Here is an 18,779-nt window from a genome sequence, read left to right on the forward strand (position 1 = left end):
CCCACCAGACTAGAGGACGATGTTGAAGACGACCGTGTCGGACCCCGCCGCGGCCGAAATGCCCACGCGCAGTTGCCACCACCCGGGCTGCGAGAATTTGACGCCCTGAACGAGATAACGCCCGCTGCCGAGATAATCCGTGACCTGCGGGCTGGTCGGCAGCGCCTGGTTGGTCTGCGGCATTCCGCCGGAAACGTCGATGGCGGCATTCTCGACAGGAGCGCCGGCTGCCGTCTTGAGCGTGAGCAACCAGTTCTGCGCCTGGCCCTGCTGGACGACGGCGCTTTCGGGAGCGATGGACACGACGAAAACGCCGGCGGCCGTGGCCTTCGAACGGGAAAGATCCAGGCCGCTGTGCCGCAGCGCAGCCAGATAGATTACGCCGAACGCCACGGCGAGCGCACCCGCGAGCCCCAGCGTGAGCAGCAGATACCGCCAGAATGCCGTCAACGCACAATCCTTTCCGCTCGAATGAACGCGCCGACAGGCAGGTCATATCTTCGATCGGCATATAGGACGCCGAAATCAAAGAATCTACGCTCGAAAACGTGGCGTCCATGCAGCTAAAGAGCTACAGCAGCCAAAATAGAGGAGCCTCCATGACCGCGAACGGAATTGCGTCGATCGGCGAATGCATGCTGGAGCTGTCCGGCCGTGGCGGCACGGAATGGCACATGGGCGTCGCCGGCGACACGTTCAACACCTTGTGGGCGCTTTCGGCACTCTCGCGCGACCGGCCGGCGACCTATGTTTCGGCCTTCGGTGACGACCCGTTTTCGCGCAACCAGATCGATTTCTTCGGCAAGCACGGCATCGGCATCGGCGCTAGTCCGGTCATTCCCGGCGCGCGGCCTGGCCTCTACGCCATCACGCTGACAGGCGCCGAGCGTTCGTTTACCTACTGGCGGGCGGATTCGGCCGCACGCCAGCTCGCCTCCGACCGCGCGGCGCTGATGAAGAGCCTTGAAAATCAGGCGCTTGTCTATTTTTCCGGAATCACGCTGGCAATTCTGGACGACGGCAGCCGCAAGACGCTCGTCGACTGCGTGTCGGCTGCGCGCCGGGCCGGCAGCCTGATTGCCTTCGATCCCAACTACAGGCCGCGGCTGTGGCAGGACAAGGCGACGGCGCAGGCCGCCATCGCCGCCGCTTTGGCCGTGACCGACATCGCCCTGCCTACCTTCCCCGACGAGCAGGCGCTCTATGGCGACGCCAGCCCGCAGGAGACCGCCGAGAGATTGGCCTGCACGGTGGGCGAGGTCGTGGTGAAGAACGGCGAAGCGCCCGCGCTGGCGGCCGCCGATTCCCGGTTCGAGGAAATACCGGCCATCCATGTCGCTTCTCCCGTCGACACCACGGGTGCGGGCGATTCCTTCAACGGCGGCTATCTGGCCGCCCGGCTGGCCGGATACCCTCCGCAGGAGGCGGCGTTGCGTGCGCACCGGGTCGCGGCCGCGGTGGTGCAGGTTCGTGGCGCACTTGCCCCCTTCGACGTGCTGCAGAAGGCCTTCGCCGGTTAGAGTTCCGCCGTTTCCGAAACGATCTAGGGCAGCCTGAACCGGTATTCCGTCACGTGATGGTAGACGTTGCCGGGCCACAGCGTCGCCTGCGGGAAATAGGGGTGGTTCGGAGCGTCGGGCCATGTCTGGGGTTCGAGGCAGAGGCCCGAAAACGCCCGGTACGCGCGCCCGCCAAGGCCCGGCGCCCTGGAAGCGATATGCTGTCCGATATAGAACTGAACGCCGGGCTCGGTCGTCCACAGTTCCATTTCCACGCCCGAAACCGAGCCTTGCACCCAGGCGGCCTGGTGCAGCGGTCCGCGCGTCGGGGCCAGGCAGAAATTGTTGTCATAGGGGAACTGGCCGCCCTCGCCCGGTTGGCGAAGCGGGCGCGCCTGGCGAAAATCGAACGGCGTGCCGTCCACCGGCTGGACGACGCCGGTCGGGATCGACTCCGCGTCGACGGGAAGATACGCGCCGGCCATGACGGCCACCCGATGGTCGAGAACGTCGCCCGTGCCGCCATTGTCCAGGTTGAAATAGGAATGCTGGGTCAGGTTGCAGACCGTGGCGTCCTCGCTGGTCGCGCTGAGCTCGACGCTCAGCGTGCCGGGAATCTTGAGCCGATAGGTGCAGGTCACGTCCAGCGCGCCGGGAAAGCCCATGGCGTTGGCCGGATCATGCAGGGAAAGCGTGACGAAATCCCGCCCGTGCAGTGAAACGTCCCACTGCCGGCTGTTGAACCCGTGCGAACCGCCATGAAGCGTATGCTTGCCAAGGAAATTGCGCTCGGTCTGGTATCTGTTGCCGGCCAGCGTGAACTGGCCGCCCCTGATACGGTTCGCGCAGCGGCCGACCAGCGCGCCCATATAGGCGGTGTCGGTCTCATACGGCTCGAAACGGTCGTACCCGAGCACCAGCGGTTCATCGTGCCCCGCCAGCCGCAGGTCCTGGACGATCGCACCCCAGTCGATGATGCTGGCCGTGAGGCCGCCGCCCTGAATCGTGAAGCGGCGGATCGCCGCGCCCGCCCGCGTCGTGCCGAAGAGCTCGCCGTCCTTCATGCGCATCGTCCATCGCTGCCTGCATCAAGGCTAAAGCATCGGCGCACAAAGTGCGATGCGGCGGCGCGAATAAATCCCCGCCGCGGACGAAAAGAAAGGGCGGCGTCACCGTTCGATGACGCCGCCCTGCAATCAATCACATCCTGCCGGTATCAGAGGCCGAGGCCGCCGATGCAGACATATTTGGTGTCGAGATAGTCCTCGATGCCCTGGTGCCCGCCCTCACGGCCGAGACCGGATTCCTTGACGCCGCCGAACGGCGCTTCCGGGGTGGTGATGAGACCTTCGTTCACGCCGACCATGCCGTATTTCAGACCTTCCATCACACGGAAGGCACGGCCGAGGTCGCCTGTGTAGAAGTAGCAGGCCAGGCCGTATTCGGTGTCGTTGGCCAGCGCGATCGCCTGCTCCTCGGTCTCGAACCTGAAGACGGGCGCGACCGGGCCGAAGATCTCCTCCTTCATGAACATCATGTCGGGAGTGGCGCCGCTGATGACGGTCGGCTCGAAGAACGAGCCGCCCAAGGCATGGCGCTTGCCGCCGGTGACGACCTTGCCGCCCCTGGACGTGGCGTCAGCCACGAATTCCTCGGTCTTCCTGGCGGCCTTCTCGTCGATCAGCGGCCCCTGCTGGACACCGTCGTCGAGGCCGGAACCGACCTTCAGCCTGGCGGTCGCGGCCGCCAGCTTCTCGACGAACTTGTCATAGATGCCGGCCTGCACGAAGAAGCGGTTGGTGCACACGCAGGTCTGGCCCGAATTGCGGAACTTGGCGGTGATGGCGCCCTCGACCGCGCGGTCGAGATCGGCGTCGTCGAAGACGATGAACGGCGCGTTGCCGCCGAGTTCCATCGACACCTTCTTGACCGTCTTGGCGGACTTCTCGATCAGCATCTTGCCGACCGGCGTGGAGCCGGTGAAGGTGATCTTCTTGACCAGCGGGTTGTAGCACAGCTCGTCGCCGATCTCGCTCGCCGGGCCGGTGACGATGTTGACCACGCCCTTGGGGAAGCCGACTTCCTCGGCCAGCGCGCCCCAGGCCAGCGCCGAATAAGGCGTCTGGATGGCCGGCTTGACGACCGCGGTGCAGCCGGCGGCGAGTGCCGGGCCGAGCTTGCGGGCCAGCATCGAGGACGGGAAGTTCCAGGGCGTGATGGCGGCGATGACGCCCACCGCCTCCTTGGTGACGAGGATGCGGCGGTCGGCCCACGGCGAAGGCACCACGTCGCCATAGGCGCGGCGGCCCTCTTCGGCGAACCACAGCACATAGGCGGCGGAAGAGCCGATTTCGCCGCGTGACTCGGCCAGCGACTTGCCCTGCTCGATGGTGAGCAGTTCGGCCAGCGCGTCCTGATTGTCCATGATCGCGTCGTGGAGCTTGCGCAGCAGCTTGGAGCGCTCCAGCGCGGACGTCTTGCGGAAGGAAAGGAAAGCCTCCTGCGCGGCTTCGATGGCCCGGCGGGTTTCGGCCGCGCCGCAGGACGGCACGGTGCCGATCTTCAGCCCGTTGGCGGGATTGGTGACGTCGATGGTCTTGCCCGAATCGGCCTGGATCCACTCACCGTTGATGAGGTTGGCCTGACGCATGAAATGGCTGGATTTCTGCAGCATTATTCTCGCCTTTCGTCCGACGCGCCGCAACGCATCGGTTCTCTGAAATTCTTCATGACCGGCAGGTCACGGCCTGCTGGTGCGGTGCACACTGGATGTTTGCGCGATATTGCCACCAATATATGGCCTTCCCCGCAAGCGCGCCACCTCTTACCCGGCGCCGGCATCTGGATCAATCACCTTGAGCCATGAGCTTATGGTCCAGCGGCCGCAATCGCCGTCGAGCGGCGCGGCTTGTGTTTCGCGCGGCTTTACCGTCCCTATACCGGGCGAACCGCTTGGGAAAGATGAATGCGCATAGCGATATCGTTGCTGTTCCTGCTTCTGGCGCTGGCGCCGGCCGCCGCAACCGAGGCGGGCTGGGCCCTCTTGCGCAATGGCGGCCACGTCGTGCTGCTGCGCCATGCCGCCATCACCGGAACGAGCGAGCCGGCCAATTTCGACATCGCCAAATGCGCCACCCAGCGCAATCTGTCGGACAGGGGCAAGCAGCAGGCCCGCAAGATCGGCGCGCTGTTCGCCGCCCGCGCCGCGCCGATAGAGCGCGTGCTGTCCAGCCGCTATTGCCGCTGCCTGGACACCGCCCGCATCGCCTTCGAGGCGGAGCCGGAACCGTTCGCGCCGCTCGACCCGCCGGACAACGAGGCGGCCATGACTGCGCAGGCCGCGGCCATCCTTGCCGAAATCCGCGCCTTCTCCGGCTCCGACAACCTCGTCATGGTCACGCATCTGGAAGATATAAAGGAACTGACGGGCGTTTCGCCGCGCGAGGGCGAGGCGGTGATCGTGGGCTTCGAAGGAGACGCGCTGCGCGTGCTTGGACGTATCGTATTCTAGGCACCTGCGTGCCACTCAGCCCGCGAACCGACCCCGGACATCCCAGATTCGGCCTTTTCCTGTTCGGAAAAACCGAATAGACAGCGCAAAACATATTCAGACCGAACCGCCTGCAATCGAAGGAAGAAACCTTGGCCACCACGTTCGAAAAAGTCGCCAAGATCATCGCGGACACCAGCGAGATCGACATCGACACGATTACGCCCGAAAGCCACACCATCGACGATCTGGGCATCGACAGCCTCGACTTCCTCGACATCGTCTTCGCCATCGACAAGGAATTCGGCATCAAGGTGCCGCTGGAGAAGTGGACGCAGGAAGTCAACGACGGCAAGGCCTCGACCGACGAATATTTCGTCATGAAGAATCTGTGCGCCAAGATTGACGGTCTGGTCGCCGCGAAGAACGCCTGAGCGAGGGCTTCCCCGCTCCGCCGCTGCGCGCTTGACGGGCGGCGCCCGCTGCCCCACAAAGCCGCCATGACCTCCCCGAAGACCAGTTCCCAAGACGTCGTCATCACCGGTATCGGCCTTGTCTCCTCGCTGGGAGAAGGCCCCGCCGCGCATTGGCACAAGCTGACCGCGCCCGTTCCCGAGCCGGTGTTCGACGCCGAGCGCTTTTCGCCCTACGTCGTGCATCCGCTGCCCGAGATCGACTGGAACCTGCAGATCGCCAAGCGCGGCGACCAGCGCCAGATGGAGACCTGGCAGAGGCTCGGCACCTACACGGCCGGGCTCGCGCTGGACGATGCCGGCATCAAGGGCGACGAGGCGCTGTGCGCCAGCATGGACATGGTGGTCGCCGCCGGCGGCGGCGAGCGCGATGTCGCCGTGGACAACGCCATTCTCGCCGCCTCCGCAAGCCGCGACGATTTCGACGTCCTGCTGAACGAGAAGCTCACCACCGAACTGCGGCCGACGCTTTTCCTGGCGCAGCTCTCCAACCTGCTCGCCGGCAACATCTCCATCGTTCACAAGGTCACCGGCTCGTCGCGCACCTTCATGGGCGAGGAAGGCGCGGGCGTCGCGGCCGTCGAGACGGCCGCTGCGCGCATCCGTTCCGGCCAGTCCACCCACATGCTGGTAGGCGGCGCGTTCCAGACCGAGCACCCCGACATGCTGCTCGGCTACGAACTGGGCGGCTATCTTCATCGCGATGGCTGGAAGCCCGTCTGGCAAAGGCAGGGCGCGCGGGGCGGCGGCGTGGTTTCCGGATCGGGAGCGGCGTTCCTCGTGCTGGAGCAGCGCCAGCACGCGCAGAAACGCGGCAGGAAAATCTATGCCGAGCTCGGTCCCGTGTCCTCTGGACGCGCGCGCCGCACGCGCGGCGAACTGGATGCCAACATTGCGGCGCTGCTGGAATCGGCCGGCCTGCCGGCAGGCGAGCTGCTGACGATTTCCGGCGCTTCCGGCGGCCATGTCGCGACGAAGGCGGAAAAGGCGGCGCTCGATGCCCGGCCCGGTCTGGCCCCGCGCGCCTTCGCCACGCTCACCGGCCACCTCAAGGAAGCGCAATTCCCGTTCGCGGTGGCGCTGGCCGCGCTGGCCGTCGCCAACAAGGCGCCCTACCCGGCCTTCGATGCGGAAACCGAACGCGCTTTCGAGGGCGTCCCGCAAAAAGTTCTGGCAACGGCGATCGGCTATCACCAATTCGAGGGCATGGCGCTGGTCGGCGCCGCCGACTGAGGTGTCGAAATGACCAAGCTGAAGGATCATCTGGGCAGGCCCGTCGTCGCCGTCACCGGCATCGGCGTCGTCACCTCTCTGGGCAAGGGCAAGGCCGAGAACTGGGCGGCGCTGACGGCCGGCAAGTCGGGCATCCACCCGATCACCCGCTTCCCGGTCGAGCACCTGAATACACGCATTTCCGGCATGGTCGATTTCCTGCCGTCCAGCAGCAAGGGGGCCAGCGCGCTGACCTACGAGCTGGCCGAGACGGCCGCGCTGGAGGCCGTCGAGGAATCCGGGCTCGATGTCGAGGAATTCGGCGGGCCGCTGTTCCTGGCCTCGCCGCCGGTCGAACTCGACTGGCACGACCGCCTCGCCCTCTACAAGGGCGGCGACAATGCGGATGCTTCCGCGCGCCTGCTCGAAGTCGCCCGCAGCCAGAACGCCCTCGACATGTTCGACACCTCGCAGTTCGGCTTCATCGCCGACCGGCTTGCCGACCGTTTCGGCACGACCGGCCTGCCGATCACGCTTTCCACCGCCTGCGCGTCCGGCGCCACCGCGATCCAGCTCGGCGTCGAGGCGATCCGCCGGGGCGAGTGCGACCGCGCGCTCTCCATCGGCGCGGACGGTTCGGCCACGGCCGAGGCGCTGATCCGCTTCTCGCTGCTTTCTGCCCTTTCCACCAACAATGACGCCCCGGAAAAGGCGTCGAAACCCTTCTCCAAGGACCGCGACGGTTTCGTCCTGGCCGAGGGCTCTGCCGCGCTGGTACTGGAATCACTTGAAAGCGCGCTGGCGCGCGGCGCCACCGTGCTGGGCATCCTGCGCGGCTGCGGCGAGAAGGCCGACGACTTCCACCGCACCCGCTCCAAGCCGGACGGCTCGCCTGCCATCGGCGCGGTCAAGGCCGCGCTGGAGGATGCGGGCCTGAGCGAAGACGAGATCGACTATGTCAACGCGCACGGCACCTCGACGCCGGAAAACGACAAGATGGAGCATCTGTCGCTGTCCACCGTCTTCGGCGAGCGCATCAGCCGCATCCCGATTTCGTCCAACAAGTCGATGATCGGCCACACGCTGTCGGCGGCCGGAGCCATCGAGGCCGCCTTCTCGCTGATGACCATGCGCGAAGGCGTCATCCCGCCGACGATCAACTACGACAATCCCGATCCGGCCATCGCGCTGGACGTGGTGCCGAACGTGAAGCGCGAGGCCAAGGTGGGCACGGTGCTGTCCAACTCCTTCGGCTTCGGCGGCCAGAACACCTGCCTTGTCATGGCGCGGGAACCTGTTTAAGCGACGGCCACTGAAATCAATTGCACGCGGGCGGTTCTGACCGCCCGTCGATTATTCGATGGAGCGTGGCTCAATGCGCGCATTGCAACTCATTGAAGACCGCCGCCTCGAGACGGTCGACATCGCGCCGCCGCCGGCACCGGGCCAGGGTGAGGTGACGCTGAAGATCAAGGCCGTCGCGCTCAACCACATCGACGTCTGGGGCTGGCGCGGCATGGCGTTCGCCAAGCGCAAGCTGCCGCTCACCGTGGGCGCGGAGGCTTCCGGCGAGGTCGAGACGGTCGGCCCCGGCGTATCGAACCTTTTGCCCGGCCAGCTCGTCTCCATCTACGGCGCGCGCACCTGCGGGCTCTGCCGCGCCTGTCGCGAAGGTCGCGACAACCTCTGCGAGCATGTCTCGGGCGTGCACGGTTTCCACCTCGACGGCTTCGCGCAGGAGAAGATCAACCTGCCGGCACGGCTGCTCGTGCCCGCTCCTCCCGGCGTGAGCGCCATCGGCGCGGCGGTCGCTCCCGTCACCTTCGGCACGGTCGAACACATGCTGTTCGACAACGCCAGGCTCGAGCCCGGCGAGACGATCCTTGTCCATGCCGGCGGCTCCGGCATCGGTTCGGCGGCAATACAGCTTGCGAAGAAGATGGGCTGCACGGTCATCACCACCGTGGGTTCGAACGACAAGATCGAGAAGGCGAAGGCGCTCGGCGCCGACCACGTCATCAACTACCGCGAGGACCGCTTCGAGGGCGTCGTGCGCAAGCTGACGAAGAAGAAGGGCGTGGACGTGGTGTTCGAGCATGTCGGCGCCGACACATGGGCCGGCTCCATGCTGTCGCTGAAGCGCGGCGGCCGTTTGGTCACCTGCGGCTCGACCAGCGGCGTTTCCACCCAGATGAACCTGATGCAGCTCTTCCAGCAGCAGTTGAAGCTGCTCGGCTCCTTCGGCTGCCGCATGGAGAACATGGCGAACGCCATGCAGAAGATGGCGGCCGGGCAGGTAGCACCGGTCATCGACACTGAAGTCGATTTCGACGGCATCGACGCGGCGCTGAAGCGCATGGAAGGCCGCGACGTCTTCGGCAAGATCATCCTCAACGTCGGTTGAAGCGCGTTGCGCGGCGGCCCCTTGACCAAGCTGGGCAGGACGTTCCGGTACGATTTCGCCCTTCGCCTGCGCAAGCTGAACTATTGGCTCGTCGCCAGGATCGCCATGGGCGCCATGGCACTGCTGCGCCTCCTGCCGCCCGATAGCGCGCTCAACTTCGCCGATCGCGTCGCGCGCCGCATCGGCCCGCTGGTGAGCCGCAACCGCGTCGCGCTCGACAATCTTCGCCAGGCCTATCCCGAAAAGAGCGAGGACGAGATCAAGGCGATCGCCTCGGACATGTGGGGCAACATGGCCCGCCTCGCCGCCGAATACATCTTCCTCGACCAGCTTTTCGACTATGATCCCAAGGCGACCGTGCACGGCCGCGTCGAGGTCTCGGACGCCAGCATCGAGCGCTTCGAGCGCATCGCCGGCGAGGACCGGCCGCATATCGTCTTCACCGGGCACCTCGGCAATTTCGAGCTGCTGCCGGTGGCCGCCGCCACATTCGGCATGAAGATCACGGCGCTGTTCCGTCCGCCCAACAACCCCTATCTCGCCGACTATATCCTCTCCACGCGCCGCTCCAACATGGGCGGCCTGCTGCCGTCCCACACAGGCGCCTCATTCGCGCTGGCCTCGGTGCTGGAGAACGGCGGCAATATCGGCGTGCTGGTGGACCAGAAGTTCACCCGCGGCGTGGAAACCACTTTCTTCGGCCGTAAATGCCAGAGCAATCCGGTGCTCGGCATGCTGGCGCGGCAATTCGATTGCGACGTTTATCCCGCCCGTTGCGTACGCCTGCCGGGCAACCGCTTCCGGCTGGAGATCGAGGAGAAACTCGACCTGCCGCGCGGCCCGAGAGGCAATGTCGATGTCGCGGCCACGACCCAGATGCTGGCGGACGTGGTCGAGCGCTGGATGCGCGAGGATCCCGGCCAGTGGATGTGGTTCCATAAGCGCTGGCAGATCAGCGGCCGTCCCCGCAAGCTGCCGTCGCGCCACTGATCCGTTTCATCCGCCGTAATAATTCATCACCGAATGGCGGGCTTCGGCGAAGAACAGCCATCGTTCGACCAGCACGCCAAGAACATGGAGCAGCAGGGCGATCGCCGCCGCGATGGCGGCAGCCGTGCCGCCGTTCCCGGCGATGGCAAGCACCAGCAGGATCAGCCCCGGCACCGCGCCACCGGCCACCAGCGCGATCAGCCAGAGCTTGGCCGCGTGCTTGCGCGCGACGCGAAAGCCCATTTCGCGCGTCAGGTAGTTCTCGGTCATGTGCGGGCGTTCGAACAGCCGCACCTTGCCGATCGCCCCGAGCCCGGTAGCCGTTTCGGGCGACGACAGCGGCTTGAGCGTCTGCATTCTCTGCCGCCACGACCTTTTGGCCACCCAGGCCGCGACCAGCGCGACCAGTGCTGCCAGCAGAAGGCCCCGCGCCGCGCTGCCGCTGCACAAGGCGAAGAAGCAGGCGGCCGTCAGGCCGCCCGCAACCGAAAACAGCAGATAGCAGAGCGATGTCAGCGGCGTATGCCAGGCATCAATGGATTTGAGCGACGCGTAGATCATCGACGTGCAGTAGACCGTGACCAGGCAAAGCGCGGCCCCGATGACGCCGGCCACGGGGAAATAGCGGCTCAGGATCACCGTGCCCCACGCCGAGACCAGCAGCGGCAGGAAGGTGAGGATCGCCATGACGCCCTCGCGTGACAGCCAGCTCGAACGCCACTGTGACAGCGCGCGCCAGGCGCGCTGCGGGTTGCCGAGATGCGCGGTCGAAGCCAGAAGCCCGCCGCCGATCAGCGCCAGGGCGAGAACCCAGGCCACCTTTGAAGAGATGGCCGACGGGCCGAGCACGCCGAGGCCCAATATGGCTGCGAGGCCGTAGCCGAGGCCTGACAAAGTGGTGAAGGCGATGATGGAAAGTGCGGGGTGCATGAATTCAGATGCGATCCAACATGCCGTCGAGCCAGGCGAAGAAGCCGGTCGCTCCGGAGGTGTCTTCCTGGGCCGCCGCGCCCGCGCTGGCCGCGAGCGGCTTGCGTGCCCGAGGCGGCAGATATTTGTTGACCGGTCGCGTACCCTGCTCCGGCATCAGGTCCATGCCGCCGCGTTGCGCCACCATGATCGAGACCACCGAGTTCGGATCGGCGAGATCGCCGAAATGGCGCGCATTGGCGGGACAGGTGCGCACGCAGGCCGGCTGGCGGTCGATCTGGTTCAGGGTCTCGTTGTAGATGCGGTCGATGCAGAGCGTGCATTTCTTCATGACGCCCGCTGCCAGATCCATCTCGCGCGCGCCATAGGGACATGACCAGGCGCACAGGCCACAGCCGATGCACATGTCCTCGTCGACCAGCACGATGCCGTCCTCGGCGCGCTTGTAGGACGCGCCGGTCGGGCAAGCGGTCACGCAGGGCGCGTCCTCGCAATGCAGGCAGGATTTCGGGAAGTGCACGATGCGCGCTTCGCCCGCCTCCCCGACCACCTCGCCGCCTTCCGGCACCACCTCGAAGGCATGCACCCGGTTGAGCCATGTACCGGAGACATCCGCATCATAAGGATGCTGGTCCGATAGCGCCGCGCCGTAGCCGCCGGTGTTCCACTCCTTGCAATTGACCACGCAGGCGTGGCAGCCCACGCAGACGTCGAGGTCTATGACGAGGCCCATCTTCTTCGGGGTCGGCAGGGAAGGCAGACTGGTCATTTGGACGACTCCCAAGACGCCGAGCGCCGCGCAGCCGGACTCATTGCGCCCACTCCTGTCCGTAGCGAAGCTGCTCCGGATGCGGCTCCGGCTCCGGTTGCGCGACCGGCGGGAAAAGCGGCTCGATGACGTTGTCGCCCTTTTCCGCCCTCTCGATGCGCACGCGCAGATCGTACCATGCCGCCTGCCCGGTCACCGGATCGGAGTTCGACCAGCGCATCCCGTCCGCCTGCGGCGGTAGAAGTTCATGGATCAGATGGTTCATCAGAAAGCCTTTTCTGGCTTCCGGCACATTCGTGTTCAGCGCCCAGGCGCCCTCGCGCTTGCCGATGGCGTTCCAGGTCCAGATGGTCGAGCCGTTGACGGCTTCCATGCGCGCGGCCTCCACCTTGATGCGTCCGTGATGCGAGATCACCCACACCCAGTCGCCGTCCTTCAGGCCGAGCTCGTCGCAGATCGGGCCCGGCACATAGAGCGGGTTGCGCGTATGGATCTGCCTCAACCACGCGTTCATGGAGCCCCATGAATGGTACATGGCGGCCGGCCGCTGCGTGATGGCGTGATAGGGATATTCGTTGCGGTCCAGCAGGGCCTCGCCGAGCGGGCGATACCAGTCCGGCAGCGGGTCGAAAGCATCGAGGATGCGCTGGCGATGCGTTTCGGGAGCTTTCGGCTCGCGCAGCCCCTCCGCCGACAGCCGGAATTTCTGCAACGTTTCCTGATAGAGCTGGAAGGTCACCGGCTGCGGCGTATCGAAGAAGCCCATGCGCACGGCGAAATCCTGATAGGCCTGGTTGGCGTGCTTGAAGAATTGCGCCTCCATGGGAATATGGGCCGAGAAGAACGAGCCGTTCTCGATGTAGCGCTTCAACTGATCGGGATTGGCGGCGCCCCGGCCTGTCCGGTCGCCGTTCAGACCGCGGAACCCGGCGAGCGGCCCGATGCCCGGCCGCCGCTCGTGCCGCACGATATAGTCGGCGTAATTCTTGTAGAGCGCCTTGCCGTGATTGTCGGCGAAGCCGGGCAGCCCGAGCCGCGCGCCGAGGTCCAGCATCACCGTCTGGAAACCGCGCACGTCGCGATCGGGTTCCAGCACCGGCCAGCGGATGGCGTCCTGCACCGCGTCGGGCTCGGAAATCGGCCGGTCCAGCAGCGAAATGCAGTCGTAGCGCTCCAGATAGGTGGTGTCCGGCAGCACCAGGTCGGCATAGGCGACCATTTCGGACGCATAGGCGTCCGCATAGATGATCTTGGGAATGCGGTATTCGCCGGTCTTCTCGTCCTTGTCCTCAAGCATCTTGATGACACCGGCCGTGTTCATGGACGAATTCCACGCCATGTTGGCCATGTAGAGGAAAAGCACGTCGACAGGATACGGATCGCCGGCATGGGCGTTGGCGATCACCATGTGCATCATGCCGTGCGCGGCAATGGGCGCATCCCAGGAAAACGCCTTGTCGATGCGGTTCGGCCGTCCCTCCTCGTCGATCAAAAGGTCTTCAGGGCCACGCGGAAAGCCGAGATGCGGCCCCGAAAGCGGCTTGTTGGAACCGAAATGCTCGGCCCTGCCATGCGGCGTCGGATGCGCCGAGATCGGCTTCGGATAGGGTGGCTCGAAACGGAAACCGCCCGGACAGTCGATGGCGCCGATCAGCACCTGCAGCATGTGCAGCGCACGCGTCGTCTGGAAGCCGTTGGAATGAGCCGACAGGCCGCGCATGGCGTGGAACGACACCGGCCGCCCGACATAGCCCTGATGGCGCTGGCCGTTCACGTCGGTCCAGGGCTGCTCGATGAAGATCTCCTCCTCGAACGCCACGCGGGCGATCTCCGCCGCCAGTCCCCGGATCGTCTCCGCCGCGATGCCGGTTTCCTTTGCGACGGCCTCGGGCGCATATTTCCCGTCGAGATATTTCTCGGCCAGGAGCTGGAACGACGGCACGGCGAAGCGCCCGTCGTCGAGCTGCACGCGGCCGGAAAGCGCGGCCCGCGCGCCCTTGCTGCCGGCCGGCAGGATGCGCTCCGTCACCGTCTCGTGCACCAGCGGCTTGCCATCGCCGTCGCGCGCGAACAGGCCGTGATCGACGGTTCCTGGCGCGTCGATCACCAGCCATGTGGCGTTGGTGTAGCGCACCAGATAATCGACATCGATCTTCCTGGCTTTCAGCAGCTCGTGCACCACGGCGAGAATGAGCAGCCCGTCCGTGCCGGGCCGGATGCCGATCCAGTTGTCGGCTACCGCCGAATAACCGGTGCGCACCGGATTGACCGAGACGAATCGCGCGCCGTTCTTCTTCAGTTTGGAGATGCCGATCTTGATCGGATTGGAATCGTGGTCCTCCGCCACGCCGAACAGGACGAACAGCTTCGTGCGGTCCCAGTCTGGCGCGCCGAACTCCCAGAAGGCGCCGCCTATGGTCATGATGCCGGCGGCAGCCATGTTGACCGAGCAGAAGCCGCCATGCGCGGCATAGTTGGGCGTGCCGTATTGCTGCGCCCAGAAGCCGGTGAGCGATTGCGACTGGTCGCGCCCGGTGAAGAAAGCGAGCTTTTTAGGATCGTCCCGCCTCACCTTCCCGAGCCATTCGGTGGCAAGGGAAAGCGCTTCGTCCCACGAGATTTCCTGGAACTCGCCCGAGCCGCGCGGGCCGACGCGCTTCAGCGGCGCCCGCAGCCTTGCCGGCGCATAATGCTGCATGATTCCGGCCGAGCCTTTCGCGCACAGCACCCCCTTGTTCACCGGATGGTCGCGGTTGCCCTCGATGTAGCGGATCTTGCCGTCCTTGATGTGCACGTTGATGCCGCAGCGGCATGCGCACATGTAGCAGGTGGTCTTGCGCACCTCGTCGGCGACCGGCCTTGAAAGCGCGACACGCTCCCTGGATCTCATCGGCATTGCTCCTCGATCACGAGTCCTAGCGGGGCGCCGATGGAAAAGAAATGCCCGAACTTCGGGTTTGCCGCGAAAAGATTGTGCCCTCGAAGCTCGACTGGTCAGCATAAAAAGACTGCGCCAGCGTCCTTTGAACGATTGTTCCATTCCCGCCGGTTTCATTGACATGAATCAATGCAGGCATAATTTCGCCATTATGTCGGCACGCCACGCGGCTCCGGCAGGGACTGGCGGCGTAGAACGCGTCGGAAAGATCTGAAGATGGGCAACGTAGTGAAGATGCAGGTCTTCCTGGTCGGCGATCCTTCCCGCTCCGTCGTCCAGGTTGCCGGCCTCGCAAGTCCCGGCTTCCTGGTCGAGATCGAAGTCACGGCAGTACGGCCGTAACCGATTCTCCGTCGTTAAAGCATACTGGGCCGGGCTGAATGGAGCCCGGCCTTTTTCTTGTCTATCGCTCAGTTCACCACGACGATGCGGGTGTTGCCCATGCCGGCTTCCCTGACCAGCGCATAGAATTCAGCAGCATTCTGCGTGTGCAGGCGCACGCAGCCATGCGAAGCCGGGCGGCCGAGCTGCCTGACGGCGCCGGTGCCGTGGATGGCGTAGCCGCCGCGGAAGAATACCGAATAGGGCATGGGAGAATTGTCGTATTTGCGCGAATACCACATGCGGTGAAGACGCTGCGGACGATAAGTACCGCGCGGCGTGAAATAGCCCCTGCGGGCGGTCGAAACCTTCCACCGATAGATCACCTGTCCGTAACGCGACACTGTCATGGTTTGTGTTGCGACGTTGATTCTCGCTTCGAGACTGGCTGAGCCAGCTTCGGCACCCGCACTGAAAAGAATCGAAGCCAGTGCAATTGCTGCCAGGACGGACTTCTTCATCGTCTTGCGACCCCTCTTCATCCCCCTTGCTTCCCTCACGCCAACCGCAAGGAAAAATTTTGCTTCCACCCCGGCCGAAACAGGATGTTACTCCCGAAGTCCTTGCGGAATTGCTTATGGACAGGCGAAGCATTTGAACGATTTCTTGCCGGCGCGGCCGGGGCTTGCCATGCCATGGCCTTCCCTGCTCAACTCGCTCCATGACAGGAAGACTGCTGCAAGCCGTAGAGCGCCGCACCGACGAACTCGTCGATCTGACCGCCGAACTGATCCGCTTCCCGACCGTCAATCCGCCCGGCGAAGCCTATGGCCCTTGCGCCGAATATCTCGCGCAGAGGCTGCGAAAATCCGGTTTCGAAACGGAATTCATTCGTGGCGTGGGAACGCCGGGAGACACCGACCGCTACCCCCGCATCAACATGGTCGCCCGGTTCGACGGGCGCGTGCCGGGCCCGACGGTGCATTTCAACTCGCACATCGACGTGGTCGAGGCCGGCGACGGCTGGACCGTCGATCCCTTCGCCGGCATCGTGAAGGACGGCCGCGTCTACGGGCGCGGCGCCTGCGACATGAAAGGCGGCCTTGCGGCCTCGATCGTCGCGGCGGAAGCCTTCATGGAAACCTATCCCAATTTTCCGGGCGCCATCGAGATTTCAGGCACGGTGGACGAGGAATCCGGCGGCTTCGGCGGTGTCGCCTATTTGGCCGCAAAGGGCTATTTCTCCAGGCCGAAGGTCGATCACGTCATCATCCCCGAGCCGCTGAACAAGGACCGCATCTGCCTCGGCCATCGCGGCGTCTGGTGGGCGGAGATCGAGACCAGGGGCGAAATCGCGCACGGCTCCATGCCGTTCCTCGGGGATTGCGCGGTGCGCCACATGGGCGCGGTTCTGGAGGCGTTCGAAAACGAGCTTTTCCCCGCGCTCGACCGCAAGCGCACGAAGATGCCCGTGGTGCCGGAAGGGGCGCGCCGCTCCACCATGAACATCAACTCCATCCATGGCGGCCAGACCGAGGACTTCCGCCCCGGCCTGCCTTCGCCCAACGTGCCCGATTCGTGCCGGCTGACCATCGACCGACGCTTCCTGCTGGAGGAGAAGATCGACGAGGTGAAGGGCGAGGTCGTTTCCATTCTCGACCGGCTGAAGCGCGAACGGAACAAATTCGACTATTCGATCCGCGACATCATGGAAGTGCAGCCGACCATGACCGGGCGCGACGCGCCGGTGGTGAAGGCCGTGGCGGAGGGCATCATGGCGGTGTTCGACCGGGAGCCGGACTATGTCATCTCGCCCGGAACCTACGACCAGAAGCACGTCGCGCGCATCGGCCATATCTACGATTGCATCGCCTACGGACCCGGCATCCTCGACCTTGCCCATCGCCCCGACGAATGGGTCGGCATCGAGGATATGACGCAGTCCGCCAAGGTGATGGCCATCGGGCTCAACATATTGCTGCGCGGCGGCGCGAAATGAGGGTCGAAACGGCTGGCCGCGAAACCGGCCGGCGCCCCAACAATGCGATTTACTACGCACCGTTTTCGGGCTTCTATCCGCCCGGTTCGGGAATACGGGAGTTGAAGATGAGATTGTGGAGGACCCTGCTTGCCGCCGCCCTGTTCGCAGCCGCGCCGCTGACGACGGCGACGGCCGCGCGCACCGATCTGGTGCTGGGCATCGTGCTCGAGCCTCCGCATCTCGACCCGACGGCCGGCGCAGCGGCGGCGATAGACGAGGTTCTTTACGCCAATGTCTTCGAAGGCCTCACCCGCATCGGCCCGAATGGCGAGGTGCTTCCCGCGCTCGCCAAGAGCTGGGATATTTCGCCCGACGGCAAGACCTACACCTTCCACCTGCACACCGGCGTCAAGTTCCACGACGGCAGCGATTTCAGCGCCGACGACGTGAAGTTCTCGCTCGACCGCGCCATGGCGCCCGATTCGCAGAACGCCCAGAAGCAGCTTTTCGCGGCCATCGACAAGGTAGAGGTGATCGATCCCGCCACCGCCAAGGTGACGCTGAAGCAGCCGCAGGGTTCCTTCCTCTACAATATGGGCTGGGGCGACGCCGTGATCGTCTCGCCGAAATCCGCCGCGACCAACAAGGAAAAGCCGATCGGCACCGGCCCTTTCAAATTCCGGAACTGGGCCAAGGGATCTTCAATCAACCTGGTCAAAGCGGACAATTACTGGGGCGATCCCATAGCCCTCGACAAGGTGGAGTTCCGCGTCATTCCCGATGCCGCCGCGGCCGTGCCGGCCATGCTTTCGGGCGACGTGCAGGCCTTCCCTTTCTTCCCGCCCGACGCGGCCGCGCAGATCAAGGACGATCCGAACCTCAAGGTGGTGGTCGGTTCGACCGAAGGCGAGACGATCCTTGCCATGAACAACAAGAAGCCGCCCTTCGACCAGTTGAAGGTCAGGCAGGCCATCTCATACGCGCTCGACCGCAAGGCGATCATCGACGGCGCTTCGGCCGGGCTGGGGCAGCCCATCGGCTCGCACATGCCGCCCTCGAACAAGGCCTATATCGACCTCACCGGCCGCTATCCGCACGACGTCGCCAAGGCCAGGGAACTGCTCAAGGAGGCGGGACTTGAGAACGGCTTCAAGACCACGCTGAAGCTTCCGCCCCCGCCCTATGCGCGCGACGGCGGCGAAATCATCGCCTCGGAACTGCGCGAGATCGGCATCGATGCCGAGATCGTACCGGTCGAATGGGCACAGTGGCTGGACCAGGTCTTCACCAAGAAGGACTACGACCTCACCATCGTCTCCCACACCGAGCCCAACGACATCGATATCTATTCGCGGCCGGACTATTACTTCAACTACCAGAATCCCGAGTTCAACAAGGTCATCGCGGAACTGGACCAGACCGCCGACGAAGCGAAACGCATCGAATTGCTGCAAAAGGCGCAGAAGATCCTCGCGGACGACGCGCCGGTCGGCTTCCTGTTCGAACTGCCGAAGGTGGGCGTCTGGGATGCAAGGCTCGAGGGCATGTGGCAGAACGCTCCGATCCAGGCCAACGACCTCACCAAGGTGAAATGGGCGGATTGAACGGCACAGCCTGCCCGTGATCCTGTAGCCCGGCCAGATATCGGCCGATATGCCGGATCGCAGCGCTGGGCGCAGACGGAATTTACCCTCCCCCTTGTGGGGAGGGTCGGCGAGAAATCTCCGCGGAGCGAAGATTGCGAGACGGGGTGGGGTAATTTGCAAGGCCTT

Annotated in this window: 17 protein-coding genes; 10 read left to right on the plus strand and 7 right to left on the minus strand. The window is 64.8% G+C overall.

All coding sequences use genetic code 11. From position 1 onward, the window contains the following. Positions 1-9: 9 nt before the first annotated feature. Entirely contained in the window at positions 10-450 is a 441-nt protein-coding gene (locus QU595_RS15365) for a FixH family protein (protein ID WP_315923415.1), read from the minus strand. Between the two features lie 149 nt (positions 451-599). On the opposite strand from QU595_RS15365, the gene QU595_RS15370 reads away from it, so the two are divergent. Further along, on the plus strand, positions 600-1,520 hold the full coding sequence (locus QU595_RS15370) for a sugar kinase (RefSeq protein WP_315923417.1): 921 nt from the start codon (positions 600-602) through the stop codon (positions 1,518-1,520). 23 nt (positions 1,521-1,543) lie between these two features. Here the strand turns inward: QU595_RS15370 and QU595_RS15375 are convergent, their stop codons facing one another. Further along, complete coding sequence (locus tag QU595_RS15375; protein WP_315923419.1) at positions 1,544-2,569, minus strand: aldose epimerase family protein; 1,026 nt, start codon at positions 2,567-2,569, stop codon at positions 1,544-1,546. 146 nt (positions 2,570-2,715) lie between these two features. Further along, positions 2,716-4,173: an NAD-dependent succinate-semialdehyde dehydrogenase gene (locus tag QU595_RS15380; protein ID WP_315923421.1), complete on the minus strand. Its 1,458-nt coding sequence runs from the start codon at positions 4,171-4,173 to the stop codon at positions 2,716-2,718. 291 nt (positions 4,174-4,464) lie between these two features. On the opposite strand from QU595_RS15380, the gene QU595_RS15385 reads away from it, so the two are divergent. From QU595_RS15385 to QU595_RS15410, 6 genes are all read left to right on the plus strand, one after another. After that, the gene (locus tag QU595_RS15385) at positions 4,465-5,010 is read left to right on the plus strand and encodes a histidine phosphatase family protein (protein ID WP_315923423.1); all 546 of its coding nucleotides are present in this window, start codon (positions 4,465-4,467) and stop codon (positions 5,008-5,010) included. Positions 5,011-5,141: 131 nt separating this feature from the next. Beyond that, positions 5,142-5,423 carry an acyl carrier protein gene (locus QU595_RS15390; RefSeq protein WP_136353303.1) on the plus strand — a complete coding sequence of 94 codons (282 nt, stop codon included), beginning with the start codon at positions 5,142-5,144 and terminating at the stop codon, positions 5,421-5,423. Positions 5,424-5,489: 66 nt separating this feature from the next. Next, positions 5,490-6,695, plus strand: coding sequence for a beta-ketoacyl-ACP synthase (locus QU595_RS15395; RefSeq protein ID WP_315923427.1), 1,206 nt, complete (start codon positions 5,490-5,492; stop codon positions 6,693-6,695). Positions 6,696-6,704: 9 nt separating this feature from the next. Then, positions 6,705-7,976 (plus strand): beta-ketoacyl-ACP synthase, encoded by a 1,272-nt coding sequence (locus QU595_RS15400; RefSeq protein WP_315923429.1) that lies wholly within the window; start codon positions 6,705-6,707, stop codon positions 7,974-7,976. 73 nt (positions 7,977-8,049) lie between these two features. Next, entirely contained in the window at positions 8,050-9,078 is a 1,029-nt protein-coding gene (locus QU595_RS15405) for a zinc-binding dehydrogenase (RefSeq protein WP_315923431.1), read from the plus strand. Between the two features lie 30 nt (positions 9,079-9,108). Beyond that, the gene (locus QU595_RS15410; RefSeq protein ID WP_410000517.1) at positions 9,109-10,068 is read left to right on the plus strand and encodes a lipid A biosynthesis lauroyl acyltransferase; all 960 of its coding nucleotides are present in this window, start codon (positions 9,109-9,111) and stop codon (positions 10,066-10,068) included. 6 nt (positions 10,069-10,074) lie between these two features. On the opposite strand, the gene QU595_RS15415 is transcribed toward QU595_RS15410, so the two are convergent. From QU595_RS15415 to QU595_RS15425, 3 genes are read right to left on the minus strand one after another with little or no spacing between them, the layout of a single operon-like run. Beyond that, complete coding sequence (locus QU595_RS15415; protein WP_315923435.1) at positions 10,075-10,998, minus strand: dimethyl sulfoxide reductase anchor subunit family protein; 924 nt, start codon at positions 10,996-10,998, stop codon at positions 10,075-10,077. 4 nt (positions 10,999-11,002) lie between these two features. Further along, positions 11,003-11,767 carry a 4Fe-4S dicluster domain-containing protein gene (locus tag QU595_RS15420; RefSeq protein ID WP_315923437.1) on the minus strand — a complete coding sequence of 255 codons (765 nt, stop codon included), beginning with the start codon at positions 11,765-11,767 and terminating at the stop codon, positions 11,003-11,005. A 40-nt stretch (positions 11,768-11,807) separates the two neighbouring features. After that, positions 11,808-14,657 (minus strand): molybdopterin oxidoreductase family protein, encoded by a 2,850-nt coding sequence (locus QU595_RS15425; protein ID WP_315923439.1) that lies wholly within the window; start codon positions 14,655-14,657, stop codon positions 11,808-11,810. A 264-nt stretch (positions 14,658-14,921) separates the two neighbouring features. Here QU595_RS15425 and QU595_RS15430 point away from each other — a divergent pair, with 264 nt between their 5' ends. Beyond that, positions 14,922-15,047 (plus strand): hypothetical protein, encoded by a 126-nt coding sequence (locus tag QU595_RS15430; RefSeq protein WP_315923441.1) that lies wholly within the window; start codon positions 14,922-14,924, stop codon positions 15,045-15,047. Positions 15,048-15,115: 68 nt separating this feature from the next. Here the strand turns inward: QU595_RS15430 and QU595_RS15435 are convergent, their stop codons facing one another. After that, complete coding sequence (locus QU595_RS15435; RefSeq protein WP_315924490.1) at positions 15,116-15,547, minus strand: L,D-transpeptidase; 432 nt, start codon at positions 15,545-15,547, stop codon at positions 15,116-15,118. Positions 15,548-15,747: 200 nt separating this feature from the next. On the opposite strand from QU595_RS15435, the gene QU595_RS15440 reads away from it, so the two are divergent. Beyond that, positions 15,748-17,025, plus strand: a complete 1,278-nt coding sequence (locus tag QU595_RS15440) for an acetylornithine deacetylase/succinyl-diaminopimelate desuccinylase family protein (protein ID WP_315923443.1) — start codon at positions 15,748-15,750, stop codon at positions 17,023-17,025. 107 nt (positions 17,026-17,132) lie between these two features. Beyond that, positions 17,133-18,611 (plus strand): ABC transporter substrate-binding protein, encoded by a 1,479-nt coding sequence (locus tag QU595_RS15445; protein WP_315923445.1) that lies wholly within the window; start codon positions 17,133-17,135, stop codon positions 18,609-18,611. The last annotated feature ends 168 nt before the right edge of the window (positions 18,612-18,779 follow it).

It is taken from the genome of Mesorhizobium sp. SP-1A (assembly GCF_032460275.1).
Classification (GTDB): Bacteria; Pseudomonadota; Alphaproteobacteria; order Rhizobiales; family Rhizobiaceae; genus Mesorhizobium.